Consider the following 17,158-nt stretch of genomic DNA (forward strand, 5'->3'; position numbering starts at 1 on the left):
TTCGGTCTTCCCGTCCGGCGCCTACCAGAGCGCGCCGCCGGTGATCTTCACTTCCTCCATGGTGATGCCCTTCGCCGCGTCGCCGATCAGGAAACCGATCAGCGCGGCCACTTCCTCCGGCCGGATGATCCGCCCCTGCGGATTCTGCGCGGCGATCTCTGCCCGCGCCTCGGCCACGCTGCGGCCCTTGCCTTCCCGCGCGACGATCTGGGCCAGGTCGGATTCCATCATCGGCGTGTCGACCCAGGTCGGGCTGACCATGACGCAGGTCACGCCATGCGCCGCGCCCTCCAGCGCCACGCAGCGGGTCAGCCCCAGCAGCCCCGCCTTCGAGGCGCAATAGGCCGGGTTGTCCTTCCAGCCCACCGTCGCGGCGGTGGAGCCGATGTTGACGATCCGGCCCCAGCCCTGCGCGATCATCGCCGGCAGGCAGGCGCGGATCATGCGGAAGGCGCCGGTCAGGTTGGTCTCGATCACCTTCTGCCACAGCGCCTCGGAATGGCCCTGCACCGGCTGCTCCGCCGTCACCCCGGCGGCGTTGACCAGCACGTCGGCCGGGCCGAAGCGTTCGGTCGCGCGGGCGCAGAAGGCGGTGACGGAGGCCGGGTCCGTCAGGTCCAGCGCATCGGCCCGCACCTCGCCGCCGCCCGCCAGTGCCGCCTCGGTCAGCGCGCCGAAAGCCTCGCGCCGCGACCGGCTTTCCAGGTCGCGGGCGCCAACCGCCACCCGGTGGCCCTTGCCGGCCAGGTCCAGCGCCACCGCATGGCCGATGCCGGACAGTCCCCCGGTCACGATCACCCGGCGCCGTTCGGTCATGGCACACCCCCGCGCATCCTTGCGCCCTTCGGATCGAACGGCGGTTCCGCCAGGATGCGGGCGCCGCGGCGCTTGCCCAGAACCTCGGCCTCCAGCCCCTCGCGCGCGCTGCGGTCGCGCAGGTAGGCCAGCGCCAGCACCTTGCCGGTGCGATGGCCATAGGCCGCCGAGGTGATCACGCCGACGCAGCGGTCGCCCTGCCAGAGGCCGTGCGAGTAATAGGGATCGGCCTCGCCCGGGTCGAGCTCCAGCAACACCATCTCCCACCGCGCCGGGTCCTGCATCCGCTTCAGCAGCGCCTCCCTGCCGATGAAATCGTGATCCGGCTTGACCAGGAAACCCATGCCGGTCTCCGCCGGGGTCCGTTCGGTGGTGAAGTCCGATCCCCAGGCGGGATAGCCCTTCTCCAGCCGCATCGCGTTCATCGCATAGGCGCCGAAACAGCCGATCCCCTCGGGCTTGCCCGCCGCTTCCAGCGCCAGGAACAGCTCCGCCGCGCGCGGGGCGGGGACATGCAACTCCCAGCCGAGTTCGCCAACGTAGGAGAGCCGCATCGCCCGCACCGGGATGCCGGCGACGGTCATCTGCCGGACCGACATCCACGGCCCCAGCGGATCATCGGTCAACCGTTCGAGGATCGCCTGCGAAGCCGGCCCCATCAGCCCGATCACCGCCCAGTCCTCGGTCACCCGCTTCACCTCGACATCGAAGCCCTGCGCCCGGGCGCGCAGCAGGTCGTCGTCGCGCATCTCGGCCGCGGCGGCCGAGGTCAGGTAGAAATGGTCCTCGGCCAGGCAGGCGACGGTGAATTCCGATTCCGTCCCGCCCGCCGGCGACAGCGCATGGGTCAGCCCCACCCGCCCCGGCTGCGGCGCGCGGTTGGCGCCGAGCGCATCGACGAAGGCCCGCGCCTGCGGCCCCTTCGCCTCGAACTTCGAGAAGACCGACATGTCGGCCAGCCCTGCGGCGGTGGTCACCACATGGCATTCCCGCGCCACCGCATCGGACCAGCCGGGGCGGCGGAAGGTCAGGCCCGCGGGGTCGCCGAACCAGTTCGGCCGCTCCCAGCCATAGGCCGCGCCCATCTGCGCGCCGCGCGCCTTCATCAGGTCGTAGAGCGGGGTCAGCCGCTTGCCGCGCGCCGCGGGGCGTTCCTCATAGGGGTAGTGGACGCCGAACTGCAGGCCGAAGCATTCCACCGCCTTCTGCACCCGGTAGTCGCGGTCGGCCCAAGGGCCGAAGCGGCGGCTGTCCACGGCGAGGGCATCCATCGGCGGCGCGCCGTGGGTCATCCAGTGGGCCAGGAACCAGCCCGAGCCGCCGCCCTCCATCACCCCCATCGATGACCCGGTCAGCAGCCAGGCGTTCGGAAGCCCCCAGGCCGGGCCGATCAGCGGATTGGCGTCGGGGGTGAAGGTGATCGGGCCGTTGACCACCGACTTCACCCCGCCGGTCTCCAGCGCCGGGATGCGGGCCATGGCGGCCATCAGGATATGCTCCACCCGGTCCAGATCGGGGGCCATCAGCTCCGCCCCGAACTCCGGCGGCACACCATCCACCGACCAGACCTGCGCGTCCTTCTCGTAGGGGCCGAGAATCAGCGCATCGCGCTCCTGCCGGACATACCAGCTTTCCTCGGGGTCACGGATCATCGGCAGTTCCGGCAGGCCGGCAGCGATGCGCTCGGCCACCGCGGGCACGGTGTCGGTGACCAGATACTGGTGCAGCACCGGGACCGAGGGCACGTTGGCCCCCATCATCGCCCCGATCTCCCAGCCCCAGGTTCCCGCCGCATTGACGATGTGCTTCGCCCGGATCGGTCCCTGTTTCGTCTCGACCAGCCAGTGCCCGCCCTCGCGGCGGATCGACTGCACCGGATTCCAGCGCAGGATCGTCGCCCCTCCGGCCCGGGCCACCTTCGCCATGGCGTTGGTCGCCAGCGTCGGATCGACATGGCCGTCGTCGGGCTCGTAGATGCCGCCGAGGATGCCCTCGGTCCGCGCCAGCGGGTGCAGCGCCGCCACCTCCTCGGGCGATTTCAGCAGACGCAATTCGTAGCCGGTGAACTTCGACAGCCCGGCGACATGGGCGAATTCGTCCATCCGGTCGGGGTTGGAGGTGATCCGCATCGCGCCGGAGCGGTGGAAGCCGCAGCTTTCCCCCGTCTCCTGCGGAAGGATGTCGCGGTAAAGCCGCACCGAGGTGGCGCGCAGCTCCTGGATCGTCGGGTTGTGGGCGAAATGGGTGCACAGCCCGGCGGCGTGCCAGGTGGAGCCATGGGTGAGGTCGTTCTTCTCGGTCAGGACCACATCGGTCCAGCCCGCCTTGACCAGATGATACATCAGCGAGACGCCCATGGCGCCGCCGCCGATGATCAGGACCTGCGCCTCGGTGGTCGCCTGCGTCGTCATGCCTTCATCCTTTCGCCCGCAGGGTCGTAGGGCGGGCGGGCCAGCGCCTGTGCCTGATGGTGTGTTCCCGCGATTTCCACGGTGAAGACCCGCGCGCAGGTCTGCGCCATGGTCTCGCCCTTCGTTATCCCGATCAGGCCGAGCGCCAGCGTCCAGCCCGTCCGCGCACCCTTCGCGCCGGAGGTGGTCAGGCCGACCACGCGGCCGTTCTCCCATATCGGCTCGTCATGCAGCACCAAGGGGTGGCCGGGCAGGTCGAACAGCACCAGCTTGCGGGCGATGCCCTCGCCCCGCTGCGCCTGAAGCGCCGGCTTGCCGAGGAAATCCTTCCCCCAGTCCACCGCGAAGCCGAGACCGGCCTCCAGCGGCGAGATGTCGGGGCCGAGGTCGTGGCCCATGTGGCGGAAGCCCTTCTCGATCCGGCAGGCGTCCAGCGCGTAATGGCCCATCGGCCTCGCGCCCGCCCCGGTGAGGGCGCGGAAGACGGCGGCGGCGGACGCGGCGGGGACATAAAGCTCCCACCCCAGTTCGCCGACGAAGCTGACCCGCTGCGCGGTGCAGGGCTGGCCGGCGACGGTGACGGCGCGGGCGGTGGAGAAGGGGAAGTCCTGCCAGTCGTCGGGCGACAGCCCGGCCAGCAGCGCCCGGGAGCCTGCGCCCATGACGCCGATCACCGCCTCGGCCTCGGTCGCGTCCTCGATCCGCACATCGAAGCCCGCCGCATTGCGCCGCAGCCAGGCCCCGTCGCGCCAGCGGGTCGCGGCGCCGGAGACCAGGCGGAAGTCCTGCGCGGCGCGGCGCAGGATGGTCACATCGCCCTCGATCCCGCCGCGGTCGTTCAGCAGAACGGTATAGACCGCCCGGCCCGGGGGCACGTCCAGATCCGCCGTGGCGACATGCTGCACGAAGCGCAGCGCATCGGGGCCGGAGATGTCGAACTTGCCGAAGGGTGAGAGGTCCAGCAGCGCCGTCCCTGTCTCCATCACCGCCGCCTCGCGCTGCGCGATGGGGAACCAGGGCTGCGCGCCGACGGAATAGGGCAGGTCGCGTTCCGCGGCGTCGCGGGCATACCACAGCCCGCGCTCCCACCCCGCGGTCAGGCCGAAATGCGCGCCTTCCGCCGCCCAGAGGTCGTGCAGCACCGACTTCCGCAGCCCCCGCCCCGCCTTCGGCTGCTTGAACGGCCAGTGCAGCGCGAAGACATCGGCCACCGCCTCTTCCATCCGCGCCTGCACATGCTCCGCCGCAGCCGCCAGCGGGTCGGCCCGGGCCACGTCCACCTCCCACAGGTCCATCGGCGCATGGCCGGCCAGCATCCAGTCCGCCAGCACCCGCCCGACCCCGGCCGAGGACATCACCCCGGTCGAGTTCATCCCGGCGGCGACGAAAAGCCCGTCCACCGCCGGCGCCTGCCCCAGCAGCATCCGGCTGTCCACGGTGAAGCTTTCCGGCCCGTTCATGAAATGCTGGATGCCCACCCGCTCCAGCCCCGGGATCAGCGCCAGCGCCGCCTCCATGAAGGGGGTGAACTGGTCCCAGTCCTCGGGCATCTCCAGGAAGGGCCGGTCGCCCTCCGGCCCGTAGGCATCCCAGCATTTCGCCGCCGGCTCGAAGCCGCCGATCACCAGCTTGCCGGCATCGCCCTTGACATAGATGCCGCGGTCCAGGTCGCGCAGCACCGGGAAGGGATGCGGCATCTCCGGCATCGGCTCGGTCACCACATACATGTGTTCCACCGCCTGCAGCGGCAGCGCCACGCCCAGCGGATCGGCCAGCCGCTTCGACCAGGCCCCGGCGCAGAGCGCGACCTGATCGGCGGGGATCACCTCGCCGTCGGCCATCTCCACCCCCGTCACCCGGCTGCCCGCGGTGACGATCCGCGCCACCCTTGCATTCTCGCGGATCACCGCGCCTTGCGCCTTCGCCGCGCGGGCATAGGCCATGCAGAGATCGACCGGGTTGACGTTGGCATCCTCCTCCACCGCCATCGCGCCCACGACACCGGACAGGTCCAGCCCCGGCACCGCCACGCCCTCCGGCCCGGTGATCGCGGGATGCAGCCCGAAGTGGCGGCCGAGCGCGGCGATGCGGTGCAACTCGTCCATCCGCGCCGGATCGCGCGCCAGCCAGTAGCCGCCGGTGCGGCGGTAGCCGGTGGAAAGCCCGGTCTCGGCCTCCAGCCGCGGGAACAGCTCCCCGGCATACATCGCCAGCTTCGTCGCATTCGGCGTCGCCCGCAAAGGCCCGACGATCCCCGCCGCGTGCCAGCTGGTGCCCGAGGTCAGCGTGTTCCGCTCCAGGAGCGTGACCGAGGCGGGGCCGGCCTTCGTCAGGTGATAAGCGAGGCTCAGCCCCACCGCCCCGCCGCCGATGATCACGATCTTCCGCATCTGTCCCGCCGTTGCCGTCCTGACACCCGAAGTCAGACAGGCAGGCAGGGCGTCGCGCAAGGATGGACAGGCATCATTAGGGATACTAATTCTTATCAGAACAGCAGCCCGGACCAAGCCCCGCCCGATGAACCAGCGCCATAAAGACGAGCCGGATATCAACCTTTTCCGGGCGATAGAGGTCTTCATGGCCGTGGCCGAGATGCGGCAGGTCACCGCCGCGGCCTCGGCGCTGCGGATCACCCAGTCGGCCGCCTCGCAGCACCTGAAGAACCTGGAGACGATCTTCGGCCTGCCGCTGATCGACCGCTCCACCCGCCCCATCGCCCTGACCTATGCCGGCGAGACGCTGCAACGCCACGGCTTCCGCCTGCTGAACCTGATCGACGACCTGAAGCGCGACATGCAACATCTGGGCGCCTCGTCGCTGCCGGCGCTGCGGGTCGGCCTCCTCGCCTCCATCGCCACCACGCTGACGCCGGGGCTTTACGAACTGGTCTGCAAGGAGATGAAGGTGCCCGAGCTGATGCTGTCGGCCGGCCTCGCCACCGACCATTTCGCGGCGCTGAACGACCGGCGGATCGATATGGCGGTAACCTCGGAGAAATTGCAGGAAGGCCCGGGATATACCTTCATCCCGATCCTGGAGGAGCCGTTTTATCTGGTTCTTCCAGAGGGTTACACCGGACCCGCCGACGACATCCACGACATCGCCCGCCGGCTGTCGCTGGCGCGCTTCGGCACCTCCACCCCGGTGGGGCGCAGGACCGACCAGCACCTGCAACGCTGCCGGCTGGACCTGCCCCGCGCCATCGAGGCCGACCGCACCTCGATGGTGATGGCGGGGGTGATTACCGGCAAATGCTTCGCCATCCTGTCGCCGACGCTGCTGATCGACGGGGTGGCCGAGGGGATGCGGCTGCGGATCGAGCCGCTGCCCTTCGCGCCGCTGAAGCGCACACTGCATCTGGTCTGCCGCCGCGACGACCTGGGCGCCATCCCCGCGCGGATCGCAAGGGAAAGCCAGGCGATCCTGAAACGCGCCTTCGACCACCATTTCCCCGCGATCTCGCACCAGGTCAGCTACCACGAGATCACTTATCCGTCCCATTAGGATTTCCGATACTGCAACTTTGTCCTGTCCAGCCCGGCGCGGCGGCCTCTATCGTCCCCCTGCCGCGGCTTGCGGCGACCGGAGGGGAAGACCGATGCAGGAGCGACGGGGCCGCAGCGCCCGGATGCAGGAACGCAGCGCGAAGAACCGGGTCTCGGCGCCCTATGTGCTGCGTCGCATCGGCATCGTCAGCCTGATCGACGAGGAAGCCGTCGCCACCATCGAACGGAACGCCGACCGCATCCTGGACGAGATCGGCATGGATTTCCGCGGCGACGCCGAGACGCTGGAAATCTTCCGCGCCGCCGGCGCCCGCGTCGACGGCGAGCGGGTGCGCTTCGATCCCGGCTGGTGCCGCGACAGGATCAGGACCGCGCCGAAGGTCTTCACCCAGCACGCCCGCAACTCCGCCCGCTCGGTCCAGATCGGCGGCAATGCGCAGCTCTTCTGCCCCAGCTTCGGCCCGCCCTTCGTGCACGACATGGAGAAGGGCCGCCGCTACGCCACCATCCACGACTTCCGCGAGATCACCAAGCTGCACTACAGCCTGAACGCGGTGAACCACTCCGGCGGGGTGGTGGTCGAACCCGTGGACCTGCCGGTCCCGGTCCGCCACCTGCACATGGCGCATTCCCACCTGACGCTGTCCGACAAGCCCTTCATGGGCGCCGTCACCGCGCCCGAACGCGCCCGCGACACCATCGAGATGTGCCGGCTGGCGATGGGGCGGGATTTCGTCGACCAGAACTGCGTCCTCTATTCGGTGGTCAACACCAATGCGCCGCTGGTGATGGACGAAACCATGCTCTGGGCGCTGAAGGAGTATGCCAAGGCCGGGCAATGCACCGTGGTCTCGCCCTTCGTCCTCGGCGGCGCGATGAGCCCCGTCACCGTGGCCGCCACGCTGGCGCAGGTGCTGGCCGAGGTGATGGCCTCCGTCGCGCTGATCCAGCTGATCCGCCCCGGAGCGCCTTCGGTCTTCGGCACCTTCTTCTCGCCGCTGTCGCTTCGCACCGGCGCCCCCACCTTCGGCACGCCGGAGGGCACCCAGTTCCAGATGTGCGCCAAGACCCTGGCCGACCGGCTGGGCCTGCCGTTCCATTCCGTCGGCGCGCTGACGGCCTCGAAGGTGCCGGACGCGCAGGCGGGCTATGAAAGCCAGGCGCAGCTGACCGGGGCGGTGATGGCGGGGGTGAACTTCATCATCCACGCCACCGGCTGCCTGGAGGGCCTTCTGACCACCGGCTACGAGAAGATCGTGATGGACGCCGACCGCTGCGCCGCGCTGGCGCGCTTCGTGCAGGGCATCGACTTCTCCGAGGCCGCGCAGGCGATGGACGCCTTCGCCGAGGTCGGCCCCGGCGGCCATTTCCTCGGCGCCACCCATACCCGCGAGAATTTCGAGAGCGCCTTCTGGCTGGGCGACATGTCCGACAACGGCACCTACGAGCAATGGACGGCGGAGGGCGGCCTCTGGCAGCACGACCGCGCCTCGGCCCGGGTCAAGCAGATCCTGCGCGACTACGAGGCCCCCGAAATGGACATCGGCATACGCGAGGCGCTGGACGATTTCGTCGCCCGCCGCACATTCGAGATCACCGGAGAGAAAGCATGAGCCTGGAAACCAGCTGGAACCTGGAAGAGACCGCGGCACGGCGCGACCGCTACTACTCGGCCAGCCAGCGCAAGTTCGTGCCCTTCAAGGACCCGATCGTGTTCCGCAAGGGGCAGATGCAATATCTCTGGGACGAGAAGGGCCGGAAATACACCGACCTTCTGGGGATGAACGTCTGCATCTCGGTCGGCCACTCCCACCCCGAGGTGGTGAAGGCGGCGATGGACCAGGCGCAGGAGCTGACCCATTGCACGACGATGTTCTACCACCCGGTCCCGGCCCATTTCGCCGAGGAACTGACGGCGACCATGCCGAAGGGGCCGAAGGGCGACATCGAATGGGTGGTGCATTTCACCAATTCCGGGTCCGAGGCCATCGACCTGGCCATGGCGATGGCGCGCGGCTACACCGGCAACCTGGACCTGCTGGCGCTGCGCACGGCCTATCATGGGCCGACCTCGGCGGCGCAATCGGTGACCGGCATCGCCGGCTGGCGGCACCCGGGGATGCCCGGCAACGTCGCCTTCGTGGCCGAGCCGAACCAGTATCGCGGCATCTTCGGCCGCAACGCCGGCGCGCAGCCCTATCTGGACGAGATCGAGCGGGTGATCGACTCCTCGACCACCGGGCGCATCGCCGGCATCCTGATCGAAAGCGTGCAGGGCTATGGCGGCATCATCGAGATGCCCCCCGGCTACCTGTCCGGCGCGGCCGAGCGGGTGCGGGCGGCGGGCGGGCTCTACATCGCCGACGAGGTGCAATCGGGCTTCGGCCGCACCGGCGGGCATATGTGGGGCTTCGAATCCGACGACGTGATCCCCGACATCGTGGTGATGGCCAAGGGCATCTCCAACGGCTTCCCGCTGGGCGCGGTGGTGGCGCGGCGCCACATCGCCGAGCCGATGGCCGAGAAGTTCATGTTCCACACCTACGGGTCGAACCCCACCTCCTGCGCCGCGGGCCGGGCGGTGCTACAGGTGTTGAAGCGCGACCGGCTGCAGGAGAATGCGAAAGACGTCGGCGGCGCGCTGCTGAAGCGGCTGCAGGACCTGTATCAGAAATACCCCGTCATCGGCGACGTGCGCGGCCGCGGGCTGATGCTGGCGATCGAGATGGTGTCGGACCGCGCCAAGATGACCCCCGATGCCGAGACCACCAGCGCCGTGTTCGAGGCCTGCCGCGAGGCCGGACTGATCCTGTCGAAATCCGGGCCGCACCGCTCCACCCTGCGGATGGTGCCGCCGCTCTGCCTTTCGATGGAGGATGTCGAGACCGTCGCCGAGGGGCTGGACCGGGCCTTCGACATGGCGCGGAAAGGATGAGGCGCGAAGGGATGAAACCCTTCGCGGAAGGCCCGTCGCGGGGAAGCGTCCTGCTGTCCCGCGCCGGGGTTTGGAATGTCCCGGGCGGCCCGCCGGTGCGATAACCCGCCCAAGGGATTGAATGGAAACGCCGTTGATCCTTGACCCAGACAGGAACAGAAAAATGTCGCTCTTGCCCAGACTGCTCGCCGCCCTGCTGATCGCGGCCCCCGGCATTGCCCTTCCCGGCATCGCCTCGGCCGAAAAGCTGGTGATCCCGGACCCGAACTACGCCTCCGGCCGGGCCACCGCCTTCGCCGTCAAGGCGATCATCGAAGAGGCGCTCGGCCTTGAAGTGGAAACCGTGCCGCTGACCGCGGTGCCGGTGGTCTGGGAGGCGATGTCCCGCGGCACCGGCGAGGTGGACATCTGGACCGAGACCTGGCTGCCGAACCAGCAGGCACCGAAGACCAAATACGTCGACGAGGACAAGACCGTCACCCTGTCGGAGAAATCCTTCGAGGCGGTGCAGGGCTATTGCGTCCCGCGGGCCGCGGCCGAGAAGCACAACATCCGTTCGGTCTTCGACCTGTCCAACCCCGAGGTGGCGGCGCTGTTCGACACCAACGGCGACGGCAAGGGCGAGATCTGGATCGGCCCGCAGGGCTGGCTCTCGACCAACACCGAGACCATCCGCGCCCGCGACTACGGCTTCGCCGAATTCTTCGAGCTGCAATCGACCGACGAGGCGGTGGCGACCGCGGGCCTCGACGCCGCGGTGAAGGCGGACCGGCCCTGGATCGGCTATTGCTACGGGCCGCACCAGAACTTCGTCCTCTACGACCTGGTGCTGCTGGAAGAGCCGAAGCACGACCCGGCGGCCTTCGTGATGGTGCAGCCCGAGGACGACCCGGACTGGCAGGCGAAGTCGAAGGTGGCCTCGGCCTGGCCGGACACCCGCGTCTACATCAGCTGGTCGGCCAACATCGCCGAGCGCAACCCGGCGCTGAACACCCTGCTGGGCAACATCCAGCTTTCGGCCGACGACGTGAACGTCTGGTCGCTGGCGATCATCCAGGGCACCGATCCGGCCGAGGCGGTGAAGCCCTGGGTGGAGGAGCACGCCGCCGAGATTGCCGCCTGGGCGGCGCAATGACCGCGACGGCCCGCCGCGACCGGCGGGCCGTTCCCTGACCTTCCGGCCGGAGATGCGCGCCGCATCCCCGGCCTTGCGCCATTCTGCAACGGACCCGATCCTTGAACCAGCCAGTCATCGAATTCCGCGGGGTGTGGAAGATCTTCGGCGCCCGCGCCGGGCAGGCGCTGGCGGCCGCCCGGGCCGGGGCGGGGAAATCCGACCTGATGGCCGACCACGACGCCGTGGTGGGCGTGCGCGACGCCGGCTTCTCGGTCGAGAAGGGCGAGATCTTCTGCGTCATGGGCCTGTCCGGTTCCGGCAAGTCCACCCTGATCCGGCTGATCAACCGGCTGATCGAGCCGACCGCGGGCGAGGTGCTGATCGACGGCGAGGACATCACCCGCGCCGCCCCCGCCCGGCTGCGGGAGTTGCGCAGCCGCAAGATCGGCATGGTGTTCCAGAGCTTCGGCCTGCTGCCCCACCGCAGCGTGCGCGAGAACGTCGCCCTGCCGCTGGAAATCCTCGGCGCCACGCCGCGCCAGCGCTTCGACCGGGCCGAGCTGGCGCTGTCGCGCGTCGGGCTGGACGGCTGGGGCGACCGGATGCCCTCCAACCTGTCGGGCGGGATGCAGCAGCGGGTCGGGCTGGCCCGGGCACTGGCCGCCGATCCGCCGATTCTCCTGATGGACGAACCCTTCTCGGCGCTGGACCCGCTGATCCGGCGGCAGTTGCAGGCCGAGTTCAGCGCGCTTTGCCACGGGATGGGCAAGACCGCGGTCTTCATCACCCATGACCTGGACGAGGCCATCGCCATCGGCTCGCGCGTGGCGATCATGAAGGACGGCGAGATCCTGCAGATCGGCCGGCCGGAGATCATCGTCACCGCCCCGGCCAGCGATTTCATCGCCGAATTCGTCCGCCACGTCTCGCCGTTGCAGGTGATCCGGGTGGAAAGCATCATGGAGCCGCTGGCGGGGCCGACCGACGCCCTGCCGCAGGTGGAGGCCGAGGCGCCGCTGGCCCGGCTGGCCCGGGTGCTGGCCGGGCAGGACGGCCCGGCGCTGGTGACGCGCGAAGGGCAACCCGTCGGCCTCGTCCATCCGCAGGCCCTGCTGAATGCCATCGGGGAGCGTCCGGCATGACCGCCCGCATCGACCCGCTCGTCGCCGAATTCGCCGGACGCGGCGGCGCCTATTACAGCGCCGAGTTCGACCGGCTGGCCGATCAGACCCGCCCGCGGCCGCATTTCAACCCGGCGGCGGCGCTGGCCGGCCCGGCCTGGCTGGGCGCCCGCGCGCTCTGGGGCGCGTTCTGGCCGGCCTTCCTGCTGGCGCTGGCCTCCGTCGTGCTGCTGGCCATCGCGCTGCTCGGCGATCCCGGCGCCGATGCCCGCGCCCGCGCGGTGCGGCTGGATGCGCAATCCGCCGACCGGCTGGCCGCGGCCGAGGCCGCCATCGCCGTGGGCGACCCGCTGGGCGAGGGGATGAAACGCTCCGCCGAGGGCATCGCCCAGGCCGCCGCCAAGGCGCGGGACGAGGCCGAGGCAGCGCAGGCCCGCACGCTGGGCTATGGGCTGGCAGGCGGCTTCGGCCTTCTGGCGGTGCATCTGGCGGTGGGGTTCGGCGGCAACCTGCTGTTGAACCGCCGCTTCCGCCGCTGGCGCGGCGACCGCAGCCTGGCCCACGGCCTGCCGCTGCCGCGCGCCGCCTTCGCCGCGCTGCTGGTCGCCGGCAGCTATCTGGTGGCCGCCTGGCGCTTCGCCACCGCCACGGCGCCGGAATGGCTGACCGCCTTCCCCTCTTCGCCCGAGATCCACAACGAAAGCGCCCGCTGGCTGGACCGGGTGTTCAAGTCCGCCTCCGACCAGCTGGGCGGCCTGTTCCGCGGCATCTCCGCCGCCATCGAGGCGCTTCTGGGCCTGCTGGAGATCGCGCTGGTCGCCACGCCCTGGCCCATCGTCATGGTTTCGGTCGTCGCCATCGCCTGGCAATGCGCCGGACGGCGGGTGGCGGTGTTTTCGGCCGCGGCGCTGGTCTGGCTGGCGCTTTTCGGCTTCTGGGAGAAGAGCATGGCGACGGTCGCGCTTCTGGGCACCGCGGCCTTCCTCTGCGTGGTGATCGGCCTGCCCCTGGGCATCTGGGCCGGCCGCGACCGGCGGGTGCTGAACCTGATGCGTCCGGTGCTGGACCTGATGCAGACCATGCCGGCCTTCGTCTACCTGATCCCGGTGATCGCCTTCTTCGGCATCGGCAAGCCGCCCGGCATCATCGCCACGCTGGTCTTCGGGATGCCGCCGGTGATCCGTCTGACCGCGCTCGGCATCGCTTCGGTGCCGGAAAGCATCCGCGAGGCGGCGACGGCCTTCGGCGCCACCCGGCGGTTCCTGCTGTTCCGGGTGGACCTGCCGATGGCGCGGCCCTCGATCATGGCGGGGATCAACCAGACCCTGCTGATGTGCCTGTCGATGGTGGTCATCGCCTCGCTGATCGGCGCGCGGGGCCTGGGCGAGGACGTGCTGTCGGCGCTGCAATACGCCGCGGTCGGCAAGGGCATCCTCGCCGGGCTGGCGATCCTGGCCTGCGCCATGGTGATCGACCGCATCGTGCAGGGCCGCGGCCGGTAGGGCGGATCACGCCCTGCCGGTTTCCTTGTCCAGGAGCCCCTGCAGCAGGGTCAGGCGATCCTTGGCAAAATCGCCCGAACCCGGGGCAAGGTCCTGCATGGCGCGCACGAAGAACTGGCGGAAATCCCCGCGCTCCTTGCACCAGGCCAGCAGCTTCACCCCCTGCGGCGGATGCACCAGCACCAGCGGCAGCACGGTGCGATGGGTCTTCTTCCCGTCCAGGTCGGTATAGCCGAAGGCCACCGGCCGGCAGGCACGGATCGCCGCGTGCAGGGTCGCAAGATCGACAGCCGGGGCGGCGGGCAGGTCCGCGCGCCATGCCAGCGCAGGACGCACGTCCAGCAACTGGTAGAGCCGGCCGAGAATGGCGGCCTCGGGATCGGTTTCCGCCAGCCGCGCCAGCGCGGCCTCGGCCGCGGCCGCCGCCACCGGGTCGCCGCGATGGCCCGCCAGCGCGAGGCCGCGCAGAGCCGCGTCGCGGAGGTCGGGGCCCAAGGCCGGCACCCTTTCCGCCGCGGCAGCACTCCTCAGCCCGAACGCCGCACCGGCCGCCGCCAGCCGCGCGCCGAGGGCGCGGCGGGTCAGGGTCGGGAACGGGCTGCGGCCGGGACGCATGGCGAATCCTCCAGAAACCGGAAAAGGCGCCCCTCATCGCATGGCGGGGGGCGCCGAGTCCAGCAGCTTGAGGATCAGCGCCGGATCGCGCGGGCGCCGCCGATCAGGATGCAGGCGCCGACGATGCCGGCGACCAGATAGCCGATCCAGCCGCCGAAGGAGACGCCCAGAAGGCCGAAAAGGAAGCTCGCCACCGCCGCGCCGATGATGCCGAGGACGATGTTCAGCACCAGCCCGGTGTCGGATTTCATGAAGCTGGAGGCGATCCAGCCGGCAAGCCCGCCGATGATGATGGCTGCGATCCAGCCGACGCTCGTTTCGTCCATGTCCTTCTCCCTTCTGTCCACGACGCCAGCCGGCGCCTTGACCTGAAACGCGCGCAACCGGATCGGGTTCCCGCCGGGGAACCCGGAGCGGCGGACTGCGTTGCCGGAAGGCATCGGGGACGGGGTGGGGCATGGCGGAAGACCGGATGTTGCAGCCGGGACGGAACTGCTGGCGGGTCGAGGCGGCGGACCGCTTCTCCTTCATCGTCGACGGCGCGGATTATTTCGTCGCCGTGCGCCGGGCGATGCTGAAGGCGCGCCGCTCGATCCTGCTGATCGGCTGGGATTTCGACGCCCGCATCACCTTCGGCGAGAACCATGACGGCGGGCCCGAGCGGCTGGGGGACTTCATCCTCTGGCTGGCCGACCGGACGCCGGCGCTGGAGATCCGCCTGCTGCGGTGGGACACCGGCGCCTTCAAGGCGCTGTTCCGCGGCAACACCCTGCTGACCATCCTGCGCTGGAAGGCGCATCCGCGCATCACCCTGCGGCTGGACGCGAAACATCCGCTGGCGGCCTCGCACCACCAGAAGATCGTGGTGATCGACGATTGCATGGCCTTCTGCGGCGGCATCGACATGACGATGCGGCGGTGGGACACCCGCGAGCATCTGGACGGCGATCCCCGCCGCACCTATCCGGGCGGGCAGCCCGCGGACCCCTGGCACGACGCCACCAGCGCCTTCGACGGCGACGCGGCGCGGGCGCTCGGCGATCTGGCACGGGCGCGCTGGCTGGCGGCGACCGGGCAGCGTCTGCCGCCCTGCGAGGAGTGCCACGACTGCTGGCCCGAGGGGCTGGCGCCGACCTTCACGGCGATGCGCCTCGGCATCGCGCGGACCATCCCGAAGATGGACGGGGTGGAGCCGGTGCACGAGATCGAGGAGGCCTGGCTGGACATGATCGCCGGGGCGCGGCGGATGATCTATGCCGAAAGCCAGTATTTCGCCTCGCGCCGGATCGCCCATGCCATCGCCCGGCGGCTGGCCGGCGAGGACCCGCCCGAGATCGTCATCGTCACCCCCCGCGGGGCGGAGGGCTGGCTGGAGCCGCTGGCGATGGACAGCGCCCGGGCCAAGCTGGTCAAGGCGCTGCGGCAGGTGGACCGGCACGGAAGGCTGCACATCTATCACCCGGTGACGGCGGGCGGCGCGCCGATCTATGTCCATGCCAAGGCGATGGTGGTGGACGACCGGGTGCTGCGGGTGGGATCGTCGAACTTCAACAACCGCTCGATGCGGCTGGACACCGAATGCGACGTGATCCTTTCGGCGGACGAGCCCGGCAACGACCACCTGCGCGACGAGATCGCCACCCTGCGCGACGACCTGCTGGCCGAGCATCTGGGGCTGCCCCGGGCCGCGGTGACGGCGAAGCTGGCGGAGACCGGCTCGCTGGCCGCCACGGTCGAGGCTTTGCGCGGCGACGGGCGCAGCCTGGTGCCCTACGAGATCCCCGAGCTGTCGGGCTTCGCCGGCTGGCTGGCCGAAAACGAAATCCTCGACCCGAACGGCCCGGACGAGATCTTCGAATCCACCGCGAAGCGCGGGCTGTTCAAGGGCTGGGGCCGGCTGCGGAGCAGGCTGCGGTTGCAGCGGTAGCGGTAGACGGCATCCAGCCTCCCCGCTGTCATCCCCCGAAAGCGGGGATGACAGCGGGAAACGGGAAGGAGAACAGGGCGCCGCCCGGCAGGGACCGGGCGGCCGGACAGGGGCCGGACCGGCCGTCCTGTCTCCACCGCCCCGCACCGAGTCGCGGGGGCGGACTCCAGCCCCCGGGCCGGCGTTCTCTTTTCCCGCAGCGGAAGACAAACGCCGTTCCACGCCGCCCCCGGACTTCGGCACGGCGTTCCCCGCCCCCGGATTGTCTTCGCCGGACGCAAGGGGGATAAACGCCGCGCAGCCCGGACCTCCCCCGGCTGCACGGACATCAGACGAGGATCCTCATGCCGCCCATCGCTTCCATCACCCGCCGCGCAGCCCTTGCCCTGGCCGCCACGCTTGCCCTGACGCCCGCCGCCCGGGCCGAGGACGTCACGCTGAAGGTGGGCATCATGGGCGGCGAGGACGAAACCGTCTGGGCCGCGGTGGCCGAACAGGCCAAGCCGCTGGGGCTGGTCATCGAGACGGTGATCTTCAACGACTACACCCAGCCGAACGAGGCGCTGGCCAACAAGGAGATCGACGCCAACGCCTTCCAGCACGGCCCCTATCTGGAGGCGCAGATCGCCGCCCACGGTTATGCGCTGGAACCGGCCTTCGACACCGCGATCTTCCCGATCGGGCTTTACTCCCGCAAATATGACAGCCTGGAGGCGCTGCCCGACGGCGCGCTGATCGGGGTGCCGAACGATCCCTCGAACGGCGGCCGCGCGCTGAAGGTGCTGGAGCAGCTGGGGCTGATCAAGCTGAACCCCGAGGCGGGCATCCTAGCGACCGTGATCGACGTGGCCGAGAACCCCCGCGGCTTCGACCTGCGCGAGCTGGACGCGGGCGTGGTGGGGCGCGCCATCGACGATCTGGACGCCGCGGTGGTCAACACCGACTGGGCGGCCAAGGCCGGCCTGCTGGACGCCCGCATCGCCGAGGAATCGGGCGAGAACAACCCCTACATGAACTTCCTCGCCATCCGCAGCGAGGACAAGGACGCCGCCTGGGTCGCCCTGCTGCAACAGGCGTTCCAGAGCGCGCCGGTGAAAGAGGCCTATCTTTCCGCCTATAAAGGGGCCGCCGTTCCGGCCTGGTGAGCCGCAAACCCGTTGCACTTCCGGCAGGCGCCCCTATGACGGGCGCCTGTCCCTGTTTTGAAG

Annotated in this window: 13 protein-coding genes; 8 read left to right on the forward strand and 5 right to left on the reverse strand. The window is 70.1% G+C overall.

All coding sequences use genetic code 11. The annotated features are described in order from the left end of the window. Window positions 1–21: 21 nt before the first annotated feature. From G5B31_RS09990 to G5B31_RS10000, 3 genes are read right to left on the reverse strand one after another with little or no spacing between them, the layout of a single operon-like run. Window positions 22–816, reverse strand: coding sequence for an SDR family NAD(P)-dependent oxidoreductase (locus G5B31_RS09990; protein ID WP_165016778.1), 795 nt, complete (start codon window positions 814–816; stop codon window positions 22–24). Continuing rightward, entirely contained in the window at window positions 813–3,227 is a 2,415-nt protein-coding gene (locus G5B31_RS09995; RefSeq protein ID WP_165016781.1) for an FAD-dependent oxidoreductase, read from the reverse strand. Before G5B31_RS09995 ends, G5B31_RS09990 begins: the two co-directional genes overlap by 4 nt. Continuing rightward, window positions 3,224–5,617 carry an FAD-dependent oxidoreductase gene (locus G5B31_RS10000; RefSeq protein WP_165016786.1) on the reverse strand — a complete coding sequence of 798 codons (2,394 nt, stop codon included), beginning with the start codon at window positions 5,615–5,617 and terminating at the stop codon, window positions 3,224–3,226. Before G5B31_RS10000 ends, G5B31_RS09995 begins: the two co-directional genes overlap by 4 nt. Window positions 5,618–5,744: 127 nt before the next feature. On the opposite strand from G5B31_RS10000, the gene G5B31_RS10005 reads away from it, so the two are divergent. The 6 genes from G5B31_RS10005 to G5B31_RS10030 all read left to right on the forward strand — a co-directional run bounded on the left by G5B31_RS10005 (window position 5,745) and on the right by G5B31_RS10030 (window position 13,408). Continuing rightward, window positions 5,745–6,731 carry a LysR family transcriptional regulator gene (locus tag G5B31_RS10005; protein ID WP_165016789.1) on the forward strand — a complete coding sequence of 329 codons (987 nt, stop codon included), beginning with the start codon at window positions 5,745–5,747 and terminating at the stop codon, window positions 6,729–6,731. Window positions 6,732–6,825: 94 nt separating this feature from the next. Continuing rightward, the gene (locus tag G5B31_RS10010; RefSeq protein WP_165016792.1) at window positions 6,826–8,346 is read left to right on the forward strand and encodes a trimethylamine methyltransferase family protein; all 1,521 of its coding nucleotides are present in this window, start codon (window positions 6,826–6,828) and stop codon (window positions 8,344–8,346) included. Beyond that, the gene (locus tag G5B31_RS10015) at window positions 8,343–9,668 is read left to right on the forward strand and encodes an aspartate aminotransferase family protein (RefSeq protein ID WP_165016795.1); all 1,326 of its coding nucleotides are present in this window, start codon (window positions 8,343–8,345) and stop codon (window positions 9,666–9,668) included. Before G5B31_RS10010 ends, G5B31_RS10015 begins: the two co-directional genes overlap by 4 nt. A gap of 163 nt (window positions 9,669–9,831) precedes the next feature. After that, window positions 9,832–10,803, forward strand: coding sequence for a glycine betaine ABC transporter substrate-binding protein (locus tag G5B31_RS10020; RefSeq protein WP_165016798.1), 972 nt, complete (start codon window positions 9,832–9,834; stop codon window positions 10,801–10,803). 101 nt (window positions 10,804–10,904) lie between these two features. Beyond that, the gene (locus G5B31_RS10025; RefSeq protein ID WP_165016800.1) at window positions 10,905–11,927 is read left to right on the forward strand and encodes a glycine betaine/L-proline ABC transporter ATP-binding protein; all 1,023 of its coding nucleotides are present in this window, start codon (window positions 10,905–10,907) and stop codon (window positions 11,925–11,927) included. Beyond that, the gene (locus G5B31_RS10030; protein ID WP_165016802.1) at window positions 11,924–13,408 is read left to right on the forward strand and encodes a proline/glycine betaine ABC transporter permease; all 1,485 of its coding nucleotides are present in this window, start codon (window positions 11,924–11,926) and stop codon (window positions 13,406–13,408) included. The genes G5B31_RS10025 and G5B31_RS10030 overlap by 4 nt, the downstream gene beginning before the upstream one ends. A gap of 6 nt (window positions 13,409–13,414) precedes the next feature. Here the strand turns inward: G5B31_RS10030 and G5B31_RS10035 are convergent, their stop codons facing one another. Continuing rightward, window positions 13,415–14,023 carry a WYL domain-containing protein gene (locus tag G5B31_RS10035; protein ID WP_165016803.1) on the reverse strand — a complete coding sequence of 203 codons (609 nt, stop codon included), beginning with the start codon at window positions 14,021–14,023 and terminating at the stop codon, window positions 13,415–13,417. A gap of 74 nt (window positions 14,024–14,097) precedes the next feature. Then, window positions 14,098–14,349, reverse strand: coding sequence for a GlsB/YeaQ/YmgE family stress response membrane protein (locus G5B31_RS10040; protein ID WP_165016805.1), 252 nt, complete (start codon window positions 14,347–14,349; stop codon window positions 14,098–14,100). A gap of 131 nt (window positions 14,350–14,480) precedes the next feature. Here G5B31_RS10040 and G5B31_RS10045 point away from each other — a divergent pair, with 131 nt between their 5' ends. Then, window positions 14,481–15,950 (forward strand): phospholipase D-like domain-containing protein, encoded by a 1,470-nt coding sequence (locus G5B31_RS10045; RefSeq protein WP_205911871.1) that lies wholly within the window; start codon window positions 14,481–14,483, stop codon window positions 15,948–15,950. Between the two features lie 344 nt (window positions 15,951–16,294). Continuing rightward, window positions 16,295–17,095 (forward strand): MetQ/NlpA family ABC transporter substrate-binding protein, encoded by an 801-nt coding sequence (locus G5B31_RS10050; RefSeq protein WP_165016807.1) that lies wholly within the window; start codon window positions 16,295–16,297, stop codon window positions 17,093–17,095. Window positions 17,096–17,158 lie beyond the last annotated feature (63 nt).

Source organism: Rhodobacter sp. SGA-6-6, from assembly GCF_011043545.1.
Taxonomy (GTDB): Bacteria; Pseudomonadota; Alphaproteobacteria; order Rhodobacterales; family Rhodobacteraceae; genus Pseudogemmobacter.

Coding starts and splice junctions, on each gene's coding strand:
- G5B31_RS10050 (WP_165016807.1), top strand. CDS start 16,295: ATGCCGCCCATCGCTTCCATCACCCGCCGCGCAGCCCTTGCCCTGGCC.
- G5B31_RS09990 (WP_165016778.1), bottom strand. CDS start 816: ATGACCGAACGGCGCCGGGTGATCGTGACCGGGGGACTGTCCGGCATC.
- G5B31_RS10040 (WP_165016805.1), bottom strand. CDS start 14,349: ATGGACGAAACGAGCGTCGGCTGGATCGCAGCCATCATCATCGGCGGG.
- G5B31_RS10030 (WP_165016802.1), top strand. CDS start 11,924: ATGACCGCCCGCATCGACCCGCTCGTCGCCGAATTCGCCGGACGCGGC.
- G5B31_RS10000 (WP_165016786.1), bottom strand. CDS start 5,617: ATGCGGAAGATCGTGATCATCGGCGGCGGGGCGGTGGGGCTGAGCCTC.
- G5B31_RS10045 (WP_205911871.1), top strand. CDS start 14,481: ATGGCGGAAGACCGGATGTTGCAGCCGGGACGGAACTGCTGGCGGGTC.
- G5B31_RS10020 (WP_165016798.1), top strand. CDS start 9,832: ATGTCGCTCTTGCCCAGACTGCTCGCCGCCCTGCTGATCGCGGCCCCC.
- G5B31_RS10005 (WP_165016789.1), top strand. CDS start 5,745: ATGAACCAGCGCCATAAAGACGAGCCGGATATCAACCTTTTCCGGGCG.
- G5B31_RS10035 (WP_165016803.1), bottom strand. CDS start 14,023: ATGCGTCCCGGCCGCAGCCCGTTCCCGACCCTGACCCGCCGCGCCCTC.
- G5B31_RS10010 (WP_165016792.1), top strand. CDS start 6,826: ATGCAGGAGCGACGGGGCCGCAGCGCCCGGATGCAGGAACGCAGCGCG.
- G5B31_RS10015 (WP_165016795.1), top strand. CDS start 8,343: ATGAGCCTGGAAACCAGCTGGAACCTGGAAGAGACCGCGGCACGGCGC.
- G5B31_RS09995 (WP_165016781.1), bottom strand. CDS start 3,227: ATGACGACGCAGGCGACCACCGAGGCGCAGGTCCTGATCATCGGCGGC.